The sequence below is a fragment of the Streptomyces griseomycini genome, assembly GCF_014203535.1.
Lineage (GTDB): Bacteria > Actinomycetota > Actinomycetes > Streptomycetales > Streptomycetaceae > Streptomyces > Streptomyces griseomycini.
Window position 1 is genome coordinate 224,885 of the sequence record NZ_JACHJI010000009.1, and the last position, 16,733, is coordinate 241,617.

The following is a 16,733-nucleotide window of genomic DNA, read 5'->3' on the forward strand; positions in this document are numbered from 1 at the left end:
AAGTCCGCTGCGTTGGACCGCAGTTGTGGAAGCGGGCCGGTTCCGCCTGCCCGGGGGTCAGTGGACGGACAGGCGGTCCAGGCGCTCGCGGTGCGCCGGGGGCAGGTCGGGGCGTTCCGCGGCCAGGTTCTCCTCCAGGTGATCGATCCGGGCGGTACCGGGGATCGGGAGGATGACGGGTGAGTGGCCGAGGAGCCAGGCGAGTGCGACCTGCGTGGGGGTGGCGTCGAGCTCGGCCGCGACGGCGGCGACCTCCGCTTCCGCCCCCGACTCGCCCCGGGCGACCGTGCGCCACGGCAGGAACGCGATCCCCGCCGCTTCGCAGGCCGCGAGCACGGGCTCGTGTGCGCGGTCGAGCAGGTTGTAGCGGTTCTGCACGCTCGCGATGTCGACGATCCGCCGTGCCTGGTGGAGTTGGCCGACGGTGACCTCCGACAGCCCGATTCTGCCGATCTTGCCCTCGGTCCGCAGGTCCCGCAGGGTGCCCACCTGGTCGGCGAGCGGTGTCTCGGGGTCGACGCGGTGCAGCTGGAGCAGTTCGATCCGTTCGACCCGCAGGCGGCGCAGGGCCCGCTCGACCTGGTCGCGCAGGACGGCCGGCCGGCCGTCGAGCTTCCACTCGCCACCGGGGCCGGTCCGGGCGACGCCGACCTTGGTGGTGACCAGCAGGTCGTCGGGGTAGGGGTGCAGGGCCTCGGCCAGGAGCTCCTCGTTGGCTCCGCCGCCGTACAGGTACGCGGTGTCGATCAGCGTGATGCCCAGTTCGACGGCCCGCCGGGCGACCGCGACAGCGGTCTCGCGGGCCGGACCCGGTTCCGTCGGCAGGTGCATGGCGCCGAAACCCAGCCGCCGTACTGCGAAGTCCCCGCCGATGAAGAACGCGGTCGACGTCATGCGCTGTCTCCTCCTCCTCGCCCGAGGGGGACGTTAACAACGCGGCCCGCGGTCCGACAGCCCGTTTCCCCGCTCCCGGCGGCGCTGCCGGTCGCGCCGGTGCGGGGCGCGCACCCGCCCGGTTCCCCCGTCGGGCGGGTGCGCGCCCGGGCGTTCCGGGGCGGGCACCGCGGCCCGTCCCGGAGCGGCGGGATCAGGCGATGGCCAGGCGGACCTCGGCCTTGTCCGTCCCGGCGAAGGTGAAGTCGAACTGCTCGCGGACCCTGGAGCCGCAGGCCTGCTTCGTCCGGTAGTCGCCGTTGCCCGCGTTGATGCGGACCACGGCGCACTTGCCGTCCATCCGGGTGTCCTCGAGCCAGCCGGCCACCTCGCACGGAGCCGCCCGAGCAGCTCAGGGACCAGCCGGCGATCGCGCCGTCGATCTTCGGGGACGCCGTGGACGGGCAGGTGGCGGCGCTCGCCGTGCTTGACGTACCGGCGGGTGAAGAGTGTGGTGAAGTAACGGCCCAACGCGGCCTCGCGGGAGGAGTCGTCGGGGAAGAACCACCGCATCGTCGGGTCGTCGCCGAAGGCTCTGGCGAGGGTTCGGCCGGCCGCCCGAGCGTCACCGGTCTTCGCCGTCCTCGGGATGCTCGTCATCGGCACGCGGGTCATTCCGCATTCTTGATGATCTTCGACTTCGGCGGGGGTCCGCACGCGACGGTCAGGGGGGAGCAGGGCCGGGGATGCGCGTGACGGGGTCGGCGGGCAGCCGCTGCCGGATGCCGTCGGCCTCCGGCAGCGGTCGACAGGGTTCACGGCGAACAGGCCGCCCGACGGACAACCGTACGAGCCTGACCGGACGTCACTAGCATTCGACCGACACGTTTGGCACAGCCGACGCACCGGGGGACGGATGCTTGCCGAAGAGTACGGGTACCAGGTGTCACCGCATCCTGCGGTGGACACGCCCGGGATGCGGGCGCAGGTGGGGCGGATCAGGAAGGCCGCCCACCGCGGGGTCCTCTGGGTGGCCTTGTTCCTGCTCCTCAAAGTGCTGGTTCTCAGCGCCGTGTTCGGGACGGAACTCCTGCCCTTCCTCGCAGGTCCGGCCGCCTGCGTCCTCGTGGCCGCTTGGGTGTTGACCACGCGGCTGGGCCCGAAGCGGCTGTTGCGCATCCTGGAGGCCAACCGCTGGCAGGTGTGGCCGTGCCGGCTGGAGAAGGTCCCGGGGAGGTCGTCCGAGCGCCGCGTCGTGCTGCTGGCCCCGGACAAGAGCGTCGCGGCGTCCTTCCGGGGTTCCGTCCCCACCGACGTCTGGCTCGGGACGGCCGACGGCCGGGGGGTGCTGTGGTTCGCCGGTGACCTGCGCTTCCCGGCCGTCGCCGCCCTCCCCGGCGGCGCTCCGTTGTGGTACCTCACGCCGGAGACGCCGGAGCAGCGGGCACCGGAGCCCCAGCGCGGTGGCGACGGCGGCTCGGTCCTCGACGACCTGATCTCCGAGGCCCGTTCGGCGGTCATCTGGAACATGCTGAACTGAGACCGGCCCGCTCCCGGGGCACTCGGGTGCGGGTACCGGGCACGGGTCAGGGTGCGGCGGTGATGCGGGCGACCGCCTCGCGGGTCAGTGCGCGGTCGGACGGGGTGTCGTCCAGGGCGCGGTGGAGGGTCAGGCCCTCGATGAGGGCGTCCAGTCGGCGGGCCGTGGGCGGAGGGAAGTGGTGTTCCAGGAGGGCGCGGCTGCGGCGCATCCAGCGGGCGCACAGGGCGCGGTAGGGCTCGTGGCGGGCGGCCAGGGTGTAGAGCTCCTGGGTGAGGATCAGGTCGCGGCGGGGGTTCTCGGAGAGGGTGTGGATGAGGTCGGTGACCGCCTCGCGGGCCTCGTCCGCGGTGGTGGCGCCGCCCAGGTGCTGCTCGAAGACGGCCACCACGTGGTCGGCGTAGCCGGTGAAGGCCTGGAGCAGCAGGTCGTCGATGCCGGTGAAGTGGTACGTCATCGAGCCCAGCGGGACCCGGGCCCGCGCGGCGATCTTGCGGTGGGAGACGCCGGCGACGCCCTCCTCGGCGATCAGGTCGAGCGCCGCCGCGAGGATGCGCTCGCGGCGGTGGGGGTCGGTGTGTCCGGTGGCCATACGGGCGGGATCAGATCGTGCGGACCGGGCGGGCCGGGTTGCCCACGGCCACGACGTTCGCCGGGACGTCCTTGGTGACCACCGCGCCGGCGCCGATGACGGAGTTGTCACCGATGGTCACGCCGGGGCAGACGATCACGCCGCCGCCGAGCCAGACGTTGTCGCCGATGGTGATGGGCAGCGCGGCCTCGAGCTTGTCGCGGCGGGGCTGCGGCTCCACGGGGTGGGTGGGGGTGAGGAGCTGGACGTTCGGGCCGATCTGGCAGTCCTCGCCGATGGTGATCCGCGCGACGTCCAGCGCGGTCAGGTTGTAGTTGACGAAGGTGCGGGCGCCGATGCTGATGTTGCTGCCGTAGTCGACGTACAGCGGCGGGCGCACCTCGGCGCCCTCGCCCACCGAGGCGAGGAGCTCGGTCAGGATCGGCCTCGCCTCGGCGGGGTTCTCGGGGTAGACGGCCTGGTAGCGGGCCGCGAGTCGCATCGCGCGCTGCAGACGGCGGGCGATCTCCGGGTCGTCGGCGATGTAGAGGTCGCCCGCGAGCATGCGCTCGAGGTTCGTGCGCGGGTCGTTCGCGAAGTAGTCGTCCGTCGGCATGCGTACGATCGTACGCTCCAAGGCGTGCGCGGGTCTGTACATCGGCCCACGAGCCCGAACGTCGGCCCGCGGGTGTGCACGTCGGCCCGCGGGCGCGCCCGGCGACGTCAGCCCTTCTCGCCCCGTTCCACGCAGAATTCGTTGCCTTCCGGGTCAGCCATGACGACCCAGCCCGTGCCGTCGGGGCGGGTGTGGTCCGCGAGTCGGCGGGCGCCGAGACCGAGGGCGCGGGCCACTTCCTCCGCGCGGGTGCGGCCCTGCGGCCTCAGGTCGAAGTGAAGGCGGTTCTTGGCGGTCTTGCCCTCCTCCACGCGGACGAAGAGCAGGCCCGGACCGCCGTTCGGGTCCGCGATCAGGGCCTCCGGGTCGCCCGGCTTGTCGTCGTCGGAGAGCGGCCTGCCCAGCAGGGCGCTCCAGAACGAGGCGAGGTCGTACGGGTCGCCGGTGCAGTCGAAGGTGATGTGACGGATGGTGGGGTTCAACGGCCCTCCGGAACTGGCGGGTCGACGGTGCAGCGCACTCGCAGGATGCCCTGTGGGCAGGAGGGCCGTCGAACCGTTTGCCGGGTGAGCGGGCAGGCGGGCCGGCGGGCCGACCGGGAGCGGGGGACGCCCCGCCGCCGCGGGCGGGGCGCCGGTACCGCCCCGGATACCGGCACCGGCGAAGCCCGGCGGGGCGGTGCCGACGGGTGAGGAGGGACCCCGGGACGGTTCCGACGGGTGAGGAGGGCCCCCGGGCGGTCACTCCGCCGGGACCAGCTCCGCCCGGCCGAAGAGCAGGGCGTAGCCCGGGGGCAGCTGGGCCAGGATGCGGGTCACCAGGGCGTCGCCGACCAGCGGGGGCAGGACGCTCAGGACCGAGCTGACGTCCCAGCGGGCCGTGGCCGGGGTCGCGCCCTCGATGCGGGCCGCCACCGAGTCGACGAACTCCGCGGCCGTCAGCTCGCGGGTCGCCGGGATCTGGGACGCGACCACTCTCGCCGCCTCCTCGGGCAGGGCGCGGGCCAGGTCGACGCGTTCGTCGCCGACGACGTGGCCACCGAGGGCGGAGAGGACGATGCGGGTGACGCTCTCCGCCTCCGACCGCGTCGGGTACTGGCCCGACTCCCGTACGGCGTCGACCAGTTCGCGCCAGCCGCTGTCCGGGGACGGGGACTCCGGGGACTCCGGCGACGGGGACAGCGTCGGGGCCGGGGCCGGGGAAACCTGAGCCGGGACGTCCCCTTCCGGGTTCAGGTGCGCGGGCTTCTGCGGCGTCAGCGTGGTCATCTGGGTCTCCTCTCCCACTCCGGTTTCTCCGGGACTCCGTCGCCCTCCGTGTCGGACGGGCATGGGGCGTCCCGCGGACTTCCGGTGTCCGCGGGACGCGTGGTGCGCGGCGGGGTCAGCCGCCGATCTGCTTGCGGCCGCCGTCGCCGCCGGTGATCTGGATGCGGCGCGGCTTGGCCTGTTCGGCCACCGGGATGCGCAGGGTCAGGACGCCGGCCTCGTACGACGCGTCGATGCGTTCCGTGTCCAGGGTCTCGCCGAGGAACAGCTGGCGGGTGAAGGTGCCGGTGGGGCGTTCGGCGACCACCGGTTCCGCACCCTCGGGGGCCGGGGAGCGGCGCTCGGCGCGCACGTTGAGGACGTTGCGCTCGACGTCCAGCTCGATCGTCTCGGGGTCGATGCCGGGGAGGTCGAAGTGGACGATGAAGTCGTCCCCCGCCCGGTAGGCGTCCATCGGCATCACCGCCGGGCGGGACGCCGTGCCGAAGACCTGCTGCGCGAGTCGGTCGAATTCGCGGAAGGGGTCGGTACGCATGAGCATCACGGTTCCACTCCTCTCGGCTGACTCGTTCGGTGCGATGCCCTACGGTCAATTTCTTATATAGCCCGAAGGAGAAAAGTTGACAAGCCCCGGCTCACCTTGACTCGCCCCGGGCCTGACCACCGGTATCGCCCCCCGGGGCGTTAGCCTCGGAGTTCCGTGAGGCTCCGCCCCGAGGGGCGCAGTGGCAGGAGGCAGGCAGGGATGGCGAAGGTTCCGAGTTCCGTGGTGGCCGCGGGCGGGCTCGTCGGCGGGTACGGCGTGGCCCGCTGGACGCGGAAGCGGGAGCTGGGCGGCGTGGTCCTCGCCGTCGCGGGGGTCGCTGCCGCGCGGCAGTGGCGGGAGCGGGCCGGCGGGGCGGCCGCGGGAGCGCTGTCGGCCGCGTACGTCGCCGCCTTCGCGGGGTCGCACCCGCTGGCGAAGAGGGTCGGCGCCTGGCCCGCCGTGTTCGGGGTGGCGGGAGCGGTGGCGCTCACGTCGTGGGCGGTGGCCGACCGGCGGGGGTGAGGCACGGGCCCTCCCGCGGCCCCGGCGGCCCGGTCAGGTCTCCGCCGTCTCCCGCTGCGCCTCGGTCACCGACAGCGGGGTGGCGATGTCCTCCAGGGAGCGGCGTTCCGCGTTCACCGCGAGGAGGGCGGCCACGACGCCCGCCGCGCACATCAGGCCGGCGCCGATCTGGAAGGCGAAGACCGTGTCGCCGACCACGCCCGTGTTCGTGAGTTCGGCGAAGATCAGGGGGCCGCTGATGCCGCCGGCGGCGGTGCCGACGGCGTAGAAGAAGGCGATGGACATGGCCCGGGTCTCCATCGGGAAGATCTCGGAGACCGTGAGGTAGGCGCTGGAGGCTCCGGCCGAGGCGAAGAACAGCACCACGCACCAGCAGGCCGTCATGGTGACCGCGCTCAGCGAGCCCCGGTCGAACAGCCAGGCCGTGCCGAACAGCAGCACGCCGGAGAGCAGGTACGTGCCGGAGATCATGATCCGGCGGCCGACCGTGTCGAACAGTTTGCCGAGCAGCAGCGGACCCAGGAAGTTGCCGACCGCGATGACGGCGAAGTAGTAGCCGGTGTGGCCGGACGGGACGTCGAAGAACCGGATGAGGATCGCGCCGTAGCCGAAGGTGATGGCGTTGTAGAGGAACGCCTGGCCGATGAAGAGGGCGAAGCCGAGGGCCGAGCGCCTGCGGTACGCGGCGAAGACCGTCCGGGCGATCTCGGTGAAGGTGGTGCGCCTGCGCTGACGGATGGTCATCTCGGTCTCGGCGCGGGGCAGCGGCTCGCCCTTCTCGGCCTCGATCCGTTCCTCGATGGAGGAGACGAGCCGCTCGGCCTCCTCGTCCCGGCCGTGGATCAGCAGCCAGCGCGGGCTCTCGGGGACGTGGCGGCGGACGAGGAGGATCACCAGGGCGAGGACGGCGCCCAGGGCGAAGGTCAGCCGCCAGCCGACGTCCGCCGGGAAGACCGACGTGTCCAGCGCGACGATCGACAGCAGCGCGCCGGCGACCGCGCCCAGCCAGTAGCTGCCGTTGATCAGCAGGTCGACGCGGCCCCGGTACTTCGCCGGGATCAGCTCGTCGATCGCGGAGTTGATGGCCGCGTACTCGCCGCCGATGCCGAAGCCGGTGAGGAAGCGGAAGAGGAAGAACCACCAGGTGTCGAAGGCGAGCGCGGTCATGGCGGTGGCGCCGAGGTAGACCGCGAGGGTGATCAGGAACAGCTTCTTGCGGCCGTAGATGTCGGTCAGCCGGCCCCAGAACAGGGCGCCCGTGCAGGCACCGATCACGTACAGGGCCGCGGCGATGCCGGTGACCTGGCCGGAGGTGACGGGCAGTCCGCTGCCGGGCTCGGAGAGCCGGCCGGCGACGTTGCCGACGATCGTCACCTCCATCCCGTCGAGGATCCACACGGTCCCCAGGCCGATGACGATCGACCAGTGCCAGCGCGACCAGGGCAGGCGGTCCAGTCGTGCGGGAATGGTGGTGGTGACGGTACGGCCGGTCCCGGCCTGCGCGGTGGTCATGGGCGCCCTCCTCGACGAAGTGACCACCGTCGTTTGCCCGGGAGGGGCGTCCTCACGCCCGCCCGCTCCCCGCCCGCGCCCCGCTAGGCCCCCAGCGCCCGCGACACCGTGTAGATCAGCAGGCCGGCCAGGGAGCCGACGACCGTGCCGTTGATGCGGATGAACTGCAGGTCGCGGCCGATGTTGGCCTCGATCTTCCTGGTGGTGTGCTCGGCGTCCCAGCTCGCCACCGTGTCGGTGATCAGGGAGGTGATCTCCTTGCGGTAGGTGGTGACGACGTACACCGCGGCGCTCTCCAGCCAGCCGTCGACCTTGCCCTGCACCTTGGGGTCGGCCGCCATCCGGGCGCCCAGCGAGAGCAGCGAGGCGCGCACCCGCAGCCGCAGTTCGCTGCGCTCGTCCTCCGCCGCGGAGACGATCATGGACCGTACGGCGGTCCAGACGGAGGCGATCAGGTCCTGCACCTCGTCCCGGTGCAGGACCTCGCCCTTGAGGCGTTCGATCCGGGCACGGGTGTCGGTGTCGGACTGGAGGTCGGAGGCGAAGTCGCTGAGGAAGCGGTCGAGGGCGCCGCGCGCGGGGTGGGCGGGCATGTCGCGCATCTCGGTGGTGAAGCGCAGCAGTTCCTTGTAGACGCGCTCGCCGACCTTGCGGTCCACGAACCGGGGGGTCCAGCCGGGCGCGCCGCCCTGCACGGCGTCCATCACGGAGTCGCCGTGCAGCACCAGCCAGTCGTGCGCCCGGGAGACGAGCACGTCGACGGCCCGCCGGTGGCCGCCGTCGGCGACGATCCGCTCCAGCAGCTTGCCCATTCCGGGCGCGACCTCCTGGGCGTCGGCGCGACGCGTGATGGCCTCGCCGACCACCGCCTGGACGTCGGAGTCGCGCAGCACGGTCAGCGCGCCGCGCAGGGCCGCCGACAGTTCGGCGGTGACCCGGTCGGCGTGTTCGGGGACGGAGAGCCAGGCGCCGAGCCGGCTGCCGATGCCGACGGCGCGCAGCCGCCCGCGCACGACGTCCTCGGAGAGGAAGTTCTCACCGACGAAGTCGCCCAGGGAGACGCCGAGCTGGTCCTTCTTGGTGGGGATGATCGCGGTGTGCGGGATGGGCAGGCCGAGGGGCCTGCGGAAGAGCGCGGTGACCGCGAACCAGTCGGCGAGCGCGCCGACCATGCCGGCCTCGGCCGCGGCGGCGACGTAGCCCGCCCAGGCCCCGGCGCCCTGGTGGGAGGCCCACTTGGCGAGGACGTAGACCAGGGCGACGAACAGCAGCAGTCCCGTGGCGGTGAGCTTCATCCGGCGCACTCCGCGCCGTTTCTCCTCGTCCGCGGGGCTGAACGTCGTCATCGCGCGGTTCGTGACGGCGCCGGTGCGGGCATGCTGCCCGTCGGCGCCCCGGTCCTCGGTCTCCGCCGCTTCCGTCCGTTCCATCCACCGTTCCATCCGCTCCACCCGTCCGGTGATCCCTCGCAGAGTGATCCCTCGTCCGGTGATCCCTCACACATTGTCCCTTCCTGACCGACTCCCGGAACGGAACAGGAGTTCCCGGCGTCTGTCCGGAGGGGGAACGCGCGGGGGTCTCGCCGGCCATTCCCCGCCCATGACGCATCATGGGTCGATCGGATCGGAGCCTCGGGCTCCCGTCTCCCGAGGAGAACAGAACAGCATGACCCGGGGTCGTGACGGGGGCGCGGGGGCGCCGCCCGCCAAGCACCGCGCCCTGCTCGCCGCGGTCGTCGCCGCGGTCGTGGCCCTTTCCGCCGCCATCTACGTCGGTGCGGCCGCCGACGACGGCACGCGGAGCCGCGGCACCCTCGCCGGCGGCCCCGCCCGCGACGGCGACCCGGCCGCGCCCGCCTCCACCGGCACCTGGGTCGGCTCCTGGGCCGCGTCCCCGGTCGGGGGCGAGCCCGGCACCGAGCTGACCGGACTGGCCGGCCGCTCGGTGCGCAACGTCGTCCACACCAGCGCCGGCGGTACGGGTGCCCGCGTCACGCTGTCCAACCTCTACGGCCAGTCGCCGCTCACCGTCACCCACGCCTCGATCGCCGTCTCCGCGGGCTCCGGCACGGCCGCCGCGCTCGCCGGGACGATGCGCCCCCTCACCTTCACCGGCGACCCGACGGTCGTCGTCCCGCCCGGCGGGCAGGTGACGAGCGACGCCGTGCGCGTCCCCGTGCCGCAGGACGGGGACGTCCTGGTCACCACGTACTCCCCCGTCGCGTCCGGTCCGGTCACCTACCACCGGCACGCGCGCCAGGTCTCCTACGTCGCCGACGGCGAGCACACCCGGGACACGACCGGGACGCCGTACACCGGGCGGAGCACCGTCTGGCGGTACCTGACGGCGCTGGACGTCCTGAGCGACGAGTCGGACGGCACGGTCGTCGTCCTCGGCGACTCGCTCACCGACGGCATCACCTCCACCACCGGCGGCAACAACCGCTGGCCGGACGTCCTGTCCGACCGGCTGCGCGAGGCGCTCGCGGACGGGCGCGACCTGCCGCGCCACGGCGTCGTCAACGCGGGCATCAGCGGCAACCAGATCCTCGCCGACGGCCTCGGCCGCCCCCCGGAGAACCCCAGCGGCCTGAACCGCTTCGGCCGCGACGTCCTGGGCCGCACGAACGTCGAGGTCGTGGTCGTCGCCCTCGGCGTCAACGACATCCTGCGCCGGCCCGGCACCGCCGACCCGGACCGGATCGTCGCGGGGATGAACGCCCTCGTCGAGCGGGCCCACGCGCGCGGGCTGAAGGCCGTCGGCGCGACGCTGATGCCCTTCGGCGGCCACCGCGGCCACACGGACGCGCGCGAGGCGGTGCGGCAGCGGGTCAACGCGGAGATCCGCGCGGGGCGCGTCTTCGACGCGGTCGTCGACTTCGACGAGGCGCTGCGCGACCCGTACGACCCGCGGCGCCTGCGCTCCGACTACGACTCCGGCGACCACCTCCACCCGAGCGACAAGGGGTACGCGAGGATGGCCGAGGCCTTCGACCTGGACGACCTGGAGGGCGGCGCTCCGGCGCAGCTGTAGGGGGTCACGGGCGGGGACCCGGGCGGCCGCGGCCGCGTGTTCCGTCCCCGCCGCCCCGCCCGGCACTCCCCGGAGGGGCCGGACCGGCGCGCTCAGCGGTCGTCGCGCCTGCGGGTCCCGCGTTCCTCGCGGGAGCCGTGGAGGTCCAGGTGGTCGTGGAGGCCGGGGAGGGAGGCCCCCAGTTCCCGGCGGCGCTGCTCCTTGCGCTCCAGCTTCTCGCGGCGGCGTTCCTCGCGCAGGCGCTGCTTCTCCGCGCGGGGCAGCTTGCGCTGGACGCCGACGCCGCCCCAGAAGGCGAAGCCGGTGACGATCACGCGCGGGGCGCCCGGCTCACCCGGCACGCCCTCCTCCCGGTGGTCGAAACCGCCCATGACCCCGACACCGCGCACGACGACCTCGACCCCGGGCGGCACGACGACGTCGATCCCGCCCATGACCGCCACGGCGTTGATCACGATCTCGCGGTCCGCGAAGTTCGCCTCGCGCAGGTCGATCTCCCCGCCGCCCCAGAACGCGAAGCAGTTGAAGCGGCGCGGCGCCGTCCAGTGCCCCCTGCGCTGGAAGCCCGACATGACGGCCACGGCCCACGTCGACGTCCCCTCGTCGTCGCCGCCGATGATCCGGCCCGTCCAATTCCCGTCCCGCTCGGGGTCCTTGCTCAGGGAGACGGCGGGGACGGCCGCGCCCTGGGCGGTCGGCAGGTCGCGGGTGATCGGTGCCAGTTCCCCGTACGTGCGCGCCTTGTACGTCGCGTCCAGCCGCTCCCCGAACTCCTCCATGTCCAGGCGCCCCTCCGCCAAGGCGTCCCGCAGGATGTCGGCGACCCGCTCGCGGTCGGCGTCGGAGGCGCGGAGGTCCGGGGCTGCGTCGTCGGTCATACACAGCAGCCTACGAGTTACCTCCACCGCACGGCTACGAGACCCTCCCGGCCCCGTCACACGGCTACGGGGCCGCCCGGTCGGCCCGCCCGGCCCGTCCGGCGTACATCTTCGCGATCACCGCCTCGATGTCCGGTTCCCGCACCGACAGGTCGACCAGGGGGTACTCCGCCGCGATCCGCGCCACGATCGGGGCCGCCGACCGGGACGCCGGGAACGCCAGCCACTGCCGCGCTCCCTCCACCCGCACCACCCGCGCGGGCGCCGGCGCGTCGATCGGCGGCAGTTCCCGCTCCAGGTCCACCACCAGCGTCCGTTCGCCCTCCCCCGCCTCGTGCAGCCCGGCGAGCGGACCGTCGTACATCAGCCGGCCGTGGTCGATGACCATCACCCGCGAGCACAACTGCTCGATGTCCTGCAGGTCGTGCGTGGTCAGCAGCACCGTCGTGGCCCGCTCGGCGTTCAACTCCCGCAGGAAGGCCCGCACCTTGGTCTTGGAGACCACGTCCAGACCGATCGTCGGCTCGTCGAGGTACAGCACCTGCGGGTCGTGCAGCAGCGCCGCCGCGATGTCGCCGCGCATCCGCTGCCCCAGCGACAGCTGCCGCACCGGGACGTCCAACAGGTCGCCGAGGTCGAGGAGTTCGACCATCCGGTCGAGGTTCTCGCGGTACCGCGCGTCGGGGATGCGGTACATGCGGTGCACCAGCCGGTACGAGTCGATCAGCGGCAGGTCCCACCACAGCGTCGTCCGCTGCCCGAACACCACCCCGATGCGGTGGGCGAGCCGCGTCCGCTCCCGTGAGGGGTCGATCCCGGCCACCCGGAGCCGGCCGCCGCTGGGCGTCAGGATCCCGGTGAGCATCTTGATCGTGGTCGACTTGCCCGCGCCGTTGGGCCCGATGTAGCCGACCATCTCGCCGCGCGCCACCGTGAAGGAGAGCGAGTCGACGGCCCGCACCCGCTGCCGCTCCCGCTTCAGGAACCCGGCCTTCCGGCGCACGTCGAAGACCTTCTCCACGCGGTCGAGCGTGATGAACCCGTCGCCGCCGCCACCGCTGCCGCCGCCCCTGCCCCTGCCGTCGTCCACCGGCTAACTCCCTGTACTCCGATACGAGCGAAGCCCCGCCCGCCACGCCAGGCCCGCCAGCGCACAGCACGCCACCGCCACCGGCGGCGACGCGAACGCCACCCATCCCGGCAGCTCCAGCGGATACGGCCGCCCCAGCACGTGGCTCGCGGGCAGCCAGTTGACGAAGGCGAGCGGCAGCACGAACGTCACCCCGCGCACCAGCTCCTGCGCGAACACCGTCGGCGGGTACTGCAGCAGCGTCGTCCCCCCGTAGGTGAACGCGTTCTGCACCTCGGACGCGTCCTGCGCCACGAACTGGAACGCCGCGCCCGCCACGAACACCGCGCAGAAGATCGCCGCCCCGCTCACCAGCGTCACCGGCATCAGCAGCAGCTTCGCCGCCGTCCAGTCGATGTCCAGGGAGGCGAGCGCGTACCCCAGGACCAGCAGGCCCTGCACCACGCGGCCGATCCGGCGCGGCGCGAAACGGTCCGCGGCGACCTGGGCCAGCACCGGCGCCGGCCGCACGAGCAGCGTGTCCAGCGTGCCGTCGCGCACCCGGCGCCCCAGCCGCTCCATCGAGCCCAGCGCCAGGTCGGCGATCCCGAAGGACGTGGCGGACAGGCCGTAGAGGAACGCCACCTCGGCCAGCGCGTACCCGGCGAGCGCGTCGACCTGCGAGAACATCAGCATGATCCCGACGAAGTCGAGCCCGGTCACCACCAGGCTGCCGACCGCGGTCATCGCGAAGGACGCCCGGTAGGCCATCGTGGAACGGATCCACATCCCGGCGATCAGCCCGTAGGCGCGCACCCCCTGGGCCAGCCGGCCGCCCTCACCCACCCTGGACCACCACCCGTCGCGTCGCCGCCGACTGCAGCAGCCGCCCGGCCGCCAGCAGCGCCACCGCCCACCCGCCCTGGAGCAGGTAGGTGGACAGCGTCCCGGCCTCCCCCAGCAGCACGTCCGCGGGCCCCTGGACCAGCGACGCCCACGGCAGGACGCGCACCACCTCGCCGAGCGTCCCCGGGAACACGTTCAGCGGCAGCAGCATCCCCGAGCAGAACAGCCCGGCGACCATCATGATCTGCAGCACGCCCGTGCCGTCCAGCAGCCAGAACGCGCTCAGCGCCACCAGGTAGCGGATCGCGAAACTCACCACCGTCGCGAGGACCACCGCGACCAGGAACGCCAGCCACGTCAGCGCGTCGCGCGGCAGCGCCACGGGGAACACCAGCACGCCGAAGGCGAAGGGGACCACCCCCCGCCCCAGCAACTGGAACAGCGACCGCCCCAGGTCGTTCGCCAGCCACCACAGCTGCAGGTCCGCCGGCCGGTACAGGTCGATCGCGACCTCACCCGTACGGATGCGTTCCATCAGTTCGGTTTCGAACCCGCCGCCCTGGACCGCCAGCGCCGCGAACAGCGCCTGTCCCAGCCACACGTACGTGACGGCCTGCGCCTGCTCGTACCCGCCGAGACCGGGCCTGGCCTCCCACAGCGCCAGGTAGGTGGACACCAGGATCAGCCCGAAGGCGGTGTTGGTGAACACCCCGGCCGCGGTGGCCGCCCGGTACGTCGCGTACCGCCGGAAGCCCCCCACCGCGACGGCCAGGTACAACCGCCCCGAACCCACGCCCGCACGCCTCCTCCCGCACCCGGCACCGAAGCGCAGGAGCCTAGTGGGCGCGGCGGACCGCCTGCCATGCATTTTCCGGTACCCGTGGGGCACCCCTGCGGGGCACCGCAGGACCGGTCACGGGGCCATGCGTGTGACACGGCACATGTGTACGCGGCGCGCGCCGTCGGCGGGTGACCGGCCGCCGGATGCGACAGTCTTCAATAAGAGGCACCAAGAGGAACGCACCAGGCGTACGCGTACGAACGAGGCGAAACAGGAGTCCGAGCACAACATGAGCGACGAGCCGCAGCCGCAGCAGCCCGGCCAGGGCTGGGCACCGAGAGAGCCTCAGGCGGCCGACGCCCCGCAGCGCCCGGCGGGAGGCAGGGGCAAGGTCAAGGACAGGCCCACCGGACGGCGACGGCTGGTCCCCACCCGGCGCATGGTGCTCGGCACCTTCCTCGTCGGCGCCCTCCTGGTCGTCGGCGGCTTCGCCCTCGGCTACACGCTCGTGCAGATCCCGCCCGCCAACGCCCTCGCCGTCCAGCAGGCCAACGTCTACCTGTACGCCGACGGCACCGTCCTCGCCCGCGACGGTGAGGTCAACCGGGAGAACGTCGCCCTCGACCGGATCTCCCGGGAGGCCCGGCACGCCGTCCTGGCCGCCGAGGACCGCGACTTCTACAGCGAGTCCGCGATCGACCCCCAGGCCATGGTCCGCGCCGCCTGGAACACCGCCACCGGCAAGGGCAGGCAGTCCGGCTCCACGATCACCCAGCAGTACGTGAAGAACTACTACCTGCGCCAGGAGCAGACCGTCACCCGCAAGGTGAAGGAGTTCTTCATCGCCATCAAGCTGGACCGCGAGCAGAGCAAGGACAAGATCCTCGAGGGTTACCTCAACACCAGCTACTTCGGCCGCAACGCCTACGGCATCCAGGCCGCCGCCCACGCCTACTACGGCATCGACGCCGACGACCTGGACGCCGGCCGCGCCGCCTACCTCGCCGCCCTCGTCAACGCCCCCAGCCAGTACGACGTCATCGCCCACCCGGAGAACCGCGCGGCCGTCGAGGCCCGCTGGAACTACGTCCTGGACGGCATGGTCGAGGAGGGCTGGCTCAGCGCGTCCGAGCGCACCGGCATGACGTTCCCGGTGCCCAGGGAGACCACCGTCTCCACCGGCCTGTCGGGCCAGCGCGGCTACGTCGTGCGCATCGTGAAGGACCACCTGATCGAGAACGGGATCGTCGACGAGGCCTCGCTCGACGCGGGCGGCTACCGCATCACCACCACCCTGCGCAAGGACAAGCAGGACGCCTTCGTCGACGCCGTCAACGACAAGCTGATGGACCGGCTCGACCAGGAGAACCGCGAGGTCGACACCTACGTCCGCGCGGGCGGCGCCTCCATCGACCCGAGGACCGGCGAGGTCGTCGCGATGTACAACGGCATCGACTACGTCAAGCAGTACACCCCCAACGCCACCCGCCGGGACTACCAGGTCGGCTCCGCCTTCAAGCCGTTCGTGTTCACCGCCGCCGTCGACAACGGGTCCACCACCCAGGACGGCCGCCCCATCACCCCGAACACCGTCTACGACGGCACCAGCGAACGCCCCGTCCAGGGCTGGAGCGGCGACCGCTACGCCCCCGAGAACGAGGACCACCGCGACTACGGCGACATCACCGTCCGCGAGGCCACCGACAAGTCCGTCAATGCCGTGTACGCGCAGATGGCCGTGGACGTCGGTCCCGACGAGGTGAGGCGGACCGCGATCGACCTGGGCCTGTCGAAGAACACCCCCAGCCTGGACGACGCCGGCCCGTCCATCGCCCTCGGCGTGGCCACCGCCAGCGTCCTGGACATGACCCAGGCGTACGCGACCCTCGCCAACCACGGCGAGCACCGCCCGTACAAGCTGATCGAGAAGGTCACCAAGGACGGGAAGCAGACGGTGGAGCTGCCCGAGCGGAAGACCCGCCAGGCCGTCAGCCGCCAGGCCGCCGACACCACCACCTCCGTCCTGCGCGGCGTCGTCCAGAACGGCACCGCCACCGCCGCCCTCTCCGCGGGCCGCCCCGCCGCCGGGAAGACCGGCACCGCGGAGGAGGACAGGGCCGCCTGGTTCGCCGGTTACACCCCCGACCTGGCCACCGTGGTCGCCGTCATGGGCCAGGACCCCGTCACCGCCGCGCAGAAGGAGCTCTACGGCGCCATGGGCCTGCCCCGCGTCAACGGCGGCGGCGCCCCCGCCGAGATCTGGGGCCAGTACACCCGGGAAGCCCTCGAGGGCGAGCCGGTCCAGGGCTTCGACCTGCGGATCCAGCCCGGCGCCGACCGGACCCTGCCGCCCGTCGACGCCACCGGCACCGCCACCGGAACCGGCGGCCCGGCTCCCGGCGACCCGACGGGCGACGGCGGCAGCGGCCAGACGCCGGACGACGAGCGGACGCAGGACCGCACCCCCGGCGCCCCCCAGGGGCAGACCGACGGCGGGACGCGGGAAGGGACCGACGACGCCACCCCGACCGACGGCACGGCGACCGGCGGCACCGCCACGGGCGCCACCGCGACCGGCGGCACCACCGGCGGCACCACCGGCGGCGACACCGGCGTCGGGGGAACCGACGGTGACGACGGCGACGACGGCCTGGCCGGCGCCCTCCTCCAGAACAGCCGGCAACGGGAGTAGGCCCCC

17 protein-coding genes are annotated in these 16,733 nt (G+C 73.0%); 4 read left to right on the top strand and 13 right to left on the bottom strand.

Annotated elements, in window-relative coordinates:
- Window positions 1–57: 57 nt before the first annotated feature.
- Both FHS37_RS25485 and FHS37_RS39845 read right to left on the bottom strand, forming a co-directional pair.
- Window positions 58–894, bottom strand: a complete 837-nt coding sequence (locus FHS37_RS25485; RefSeq protein WP_184825239.1) for an aldo/keto reductase — start codon at window positions 892–894, stop codon at window positions 58–60.
- 193 nt (window positions 895–1,087) lie between these two features.
- Complete coding sequence (locus tag FHS37_RS39845) at window positions 1,088–1,234, bottom strand: hypothetical protein (RefSeq protein ID WP_229889831.1); 147 nt, start codon at window positions 1,232–1,234, stop codon at window positions 1,088–1,090.
- Between the two features lie 555 nt (window positions 1,235–1,789).
- Between FHS37_RS39845 and FHS37_RS25495 the strand changes: the two genes are divergently transcribed.
- Window positions 1,790–2,413, top strand: coding sequence for a hypothetical protein (locus tag FHS37_RS25495; protein WP_184825241.1), 624 nt, complete (start codon window positions 1,790–1,792; stop codon window positions 2,411–2,413).
- Window positions 2,414–2,459: 46 nt separating this feature from the next.
- Here FHS37_RS25495 and FHS37_RS25500 read toward each other — a convergent pair whose 3' ends face one another.
- The 5 genes from FHS37_RS25500 to FHS37_RS25520 all read right to left on the bottom strand — a co-directional run bounded on the left by FHS37_RS25500 (window position 2,460) and on the right by FHS37_RS25520 (window position 5,409).
- The gene (locus FHS37_RS25500) at window positions 2,460–3,005 is read right to left on the bottom strand and encodes a TetR/AcrR family transcriptional regulator (RefSeq protein WP_184825243.1); all 546 of its coding nucleotides are present in this window, start codon (window positions 3,003–3,005) and stop codon (window positions 2,460–2,462) included.
- A gap of 10 nt (window positions 3,006–3,015) precedes the next feature.
- The gene (locus FHS37_RS25505; protein WP_184825245.1) at window positions 3,016–3,600 is read right to left on the bottom strand and encodes a sugar O-acetyltransferase; all 585 of its coding nucleotides are present in this window, start codon (window positions 3,598–3,600) and stop codon (window positions 3,016–3,018) included.
- 107 nt (window positions 3,601–3,707) lie between these two features.
- Window positions 3,708–4,082, bottom strand: coding sequence for a VOC family protein (locus FHS37_RS25510; protein ID WP_184825247.1), 375 nt, complete (start codon window positions 4,080–4,082; stop codon window positions 3,708–3,710).
- A 258-nt stretch (window positions 4,083–4,340) separates the two neighbouring features.
- Window positions 4,341–4,868 (bottom strand): DUF2267 domain-containing protein, encoded by a 528-nt coding sequence (locus FHS37_RS25515; RefSeq protein ID WP_184825249.1) that lies wholly within the window; start codon window positions 4,866–4,868, stop codon window positions 4,341–4,343.
- A gap of 115 nt (window positions 4,869–4,983) precedes the next feature.
- Window positions 4,984–5,409: an Hsp20/alpha crystallin family protein gene (locus tag FHS37_RS25520; RefSeq protein WP_184825250.1), complete on the bottom strand. Its 426-nt coding sequence runs from the start codon at window positions 5,407–5,409 to the stop codon at window positions 4,984–4,986.
- Window positions 5,410–5,613: 204 nt separating this feature from the next.
- Here FHS37_RS25520 and FHS37_RS25525 point away from each other — a divergent pair, with 204 nt between their 5' ends.
- Entirely contained in the window at window positions 5,614–5,916 is a 303-nt protein-coding gene (locus FHS37_RS25525) for a hypothetical protein (protein ID WP_184825252.1), read from the top strand.
- A 33-nt stretch (window positions 5,917–5,949) separates the two neighbouring features.
- Here the strand turns inward: FHS37_RS25525 and FHS37_RS25530 are convergent, their stop codons facing one another.
- Both FHS37_RS25530 and FHS37_RS25535 read right to left on the bottom strand, forming a co-directional pair.
- A complete protein-coding gene (locus FHS37_RS25530) occupies window positions 5,950–7,428 on the bottom strand; it encodes an MFS transporter (protein ID WP_184825254.1) in 1,479 nt (492 codons plus the stop codon).
- A gap of 83 nt (window positions 7,429–7,511) precedes the next feature.
- Window positions 7,512–8,870, bottom strand: coding sequence for a DUF445 domain-containing protein (locus tag FHS37_RS25535; protein WP_184825256.1), 1,359 nt, complete (start codon window positions 8,868–8,870; stop codon window positions 7,512–7,514).
- A gap of 223 nt (window positions 8,871–9,093) precedes the next feature.
- On the opposite strand from FHS37_RS25535, the gene FHS37_RS25540 reads away from it, so the two are divergent.
- Window positions 9,094–10,461 carry an SGNH/GDSL hydrolase family protein gene (locus FHS37_RS25540; RefSeq protein WP_184825258.1) on the top strand — a complete coding sequence of 456 codons (1,368 nt, stop codon included), beginning with the start codon at window positions 9,094–9,096 and terminating at the stop codon, window positions 10,459–10,461.
- A gap of 92 nt (window positions 10,462–10,553) precedes the next feature.
- Here the strand turns inward: FHS37_RS25540 and FHS37_RS25545 are convergent, their stop codons facing one another.
- The 4 genes from FHS37_RS25545 to FHS37_RS25560 form a co-directional block, all read right to left on the bottom strand.
- Window positions 10,554–11,339, bottom strand: a complete 786-nt coding sequence (locus FHS37_RS25545) for a DUF1707 SHOCT-like domain-containing protein (RefSeq protein WP_184825260.1) — start codon at window positions 11,337–11,339, stop codon at window positions 10,554–10,556.
- 64 nt (window positions 11,340–11,403) lie between these two features.
- Window positions 11,404–12,429 (bottom strand): ABC transporter ATP-binding protein, encoded by a 1,026-nt coding sequence (locus FHS37_RS25550; RefSeq protein WP_184825268.1) that lies wholly within the window; start codon window positions 12,427–12,429, stop codon window positions 11,404–11,406.
- A 3-nt stretch (window positions 12,430–12,432) separates the two neighbouring features.
- Window positions 12,433–13,197: an ABC transporter permease gene (locus FHS37_RS25555; protein ID WP_184825487.1), complete on the bottom strand. Its 765-nt coding sequence runs from the start codon at window positions 13,195–13,197 to the stop codon at window positions 12,433–12,435.
- A gap of 49 nt (window positions 13,198–13,246) precedes the next feature.
- Window positions 13,247–14,047 (bottom strand): ABC transporter permease, encoded by an 801-nt coding sequence (locus FHS37_RS25560; RefSeq protein WP_229889822.1) that lies wholly within the window; start codon window positions 14,045–14,047, stop codon window positions 13,247–13,249.
- 277 nt (window positions 14,048–14,324) lie between these two features.
- Here FHS37_RS25560 and FHS37_RS25565 point away from each other — a divergent pair, with 277 nt between their 5' ends.
- Entirely contained in the window at window positions 14,325–16,727 is a 2,403-nt protein-coding gene (locus FHS37_RS25565; RefSeq protein ID WP_184825272.1) for a transglycosylase domain-containing protein, read from the top strand.
- The last annotated feature ends 6 nt before the right edge of the window (window positions 16,728–16,733 follow it).

Excerpts from the sequence above, each read along its gene's own strand:
- FHS37_RS25540 (WP_184825258.1), top strand. The coding sequence starts at position 9,094 with ATGACCCGGGGTCGTGACGGGGGCGCGGGGGCGCCGCCCGCCAAGCAC.
- FHS37_RS25515 (WP_184825249.1), bottom strand. The coding sequence starts at position 4,868 with ATGACCACGCTGACGCCGCAGAAGCCCGCGCACCTGAACCCGGAAGGG.
- FHS37_RS39845 (WP_229889831.1), bottom strand. The coding sequence starts at position 1,234 with ATGGACGGCAAGTGCGCCGTGGTCCGCATCAACGCGGGCAACGGCGAC.
- FHS37_RS25565 (WP_184825272.1), top strand. The coding sequence starts at position 14,325 with ATGAGCGACGAGCCGCAGCCGCAGCAGCCCGGCCAGGGCTGGGCACCG.
- FHS37_RS25485 (WP_184825239.1), bottom strand. The coding sequence starts at position 894 with ATGACGTCGACCGCGTTCTTCATCGGCGGGGACTTCGCAGTACGGCGG.
- FHS37_RS25555 (WP_184825487.1), bottom strand. The coding sequence starts at position 13,197 with ATGTGGATCCGTTCCACGATGGCCTACCGGGCGTCCTTCGCGATGACC.
- FHS37_RS25545 (WP_184825260.1), bottom strand. The coding sequence starts at position 11,339 with ATGACCGACGACGCAGCCCCGGACCTCCGCGCCTCCGACGCCGACCGC.
- FHS37_RS25505 (WP_184825245.1), bottom strand. The coding sequence starts at position 3,600 with ATGCCGACGGACGACTACTTCGCGAACGACCCGCGCACGAACCTCGAG.
- FHS37_RS25500 (WP_184825243.1), bottom strand. The coding sequence starts at position 3,005 with ATGGCCACCGGACACACCGACCCCCACCGCCGCGAGCGCATCCTCGCG.
- FHS37_RS25525 (WP_184825252.1), top strand. The coding sequence starts at position 5,614 with ATGGCGAAGGTTCCGAGTTCCGTGGTGGCCGCGGGCGGGCTCGTCGGC.
- FHS37_RS25495 (WP_184825241.1), top strand. The coding sequence starts at position 1,790 with ATGCTTGCCGAAGAGTACGGGTACCAGGTGTCACCGCATCCTGCGGTG.
- FHS37_RS25530 (WP_184825254.1), bottom strand. The coding sequence starts at position 7,428 with ATGACCACCGCGCAGGCCGGGACCGGCCGTACCGTCACCACCACCATT.
- FHS37_RS25520 (WP_184825250.1), bottom strand. The coding sequence starts at position 5,409 with ATGCTCATGCGTACCGACCCCTTCCGCGAATTCGACCGACTCGCGCAG.
- FHS37_RS25535 (WP_184825256.1), bottom strand. The coding sequence starts at position 8,870 with ATGGAACGGTGGATGGAACGGACGGAAGCGGCGGAGACCGAGGACCGG.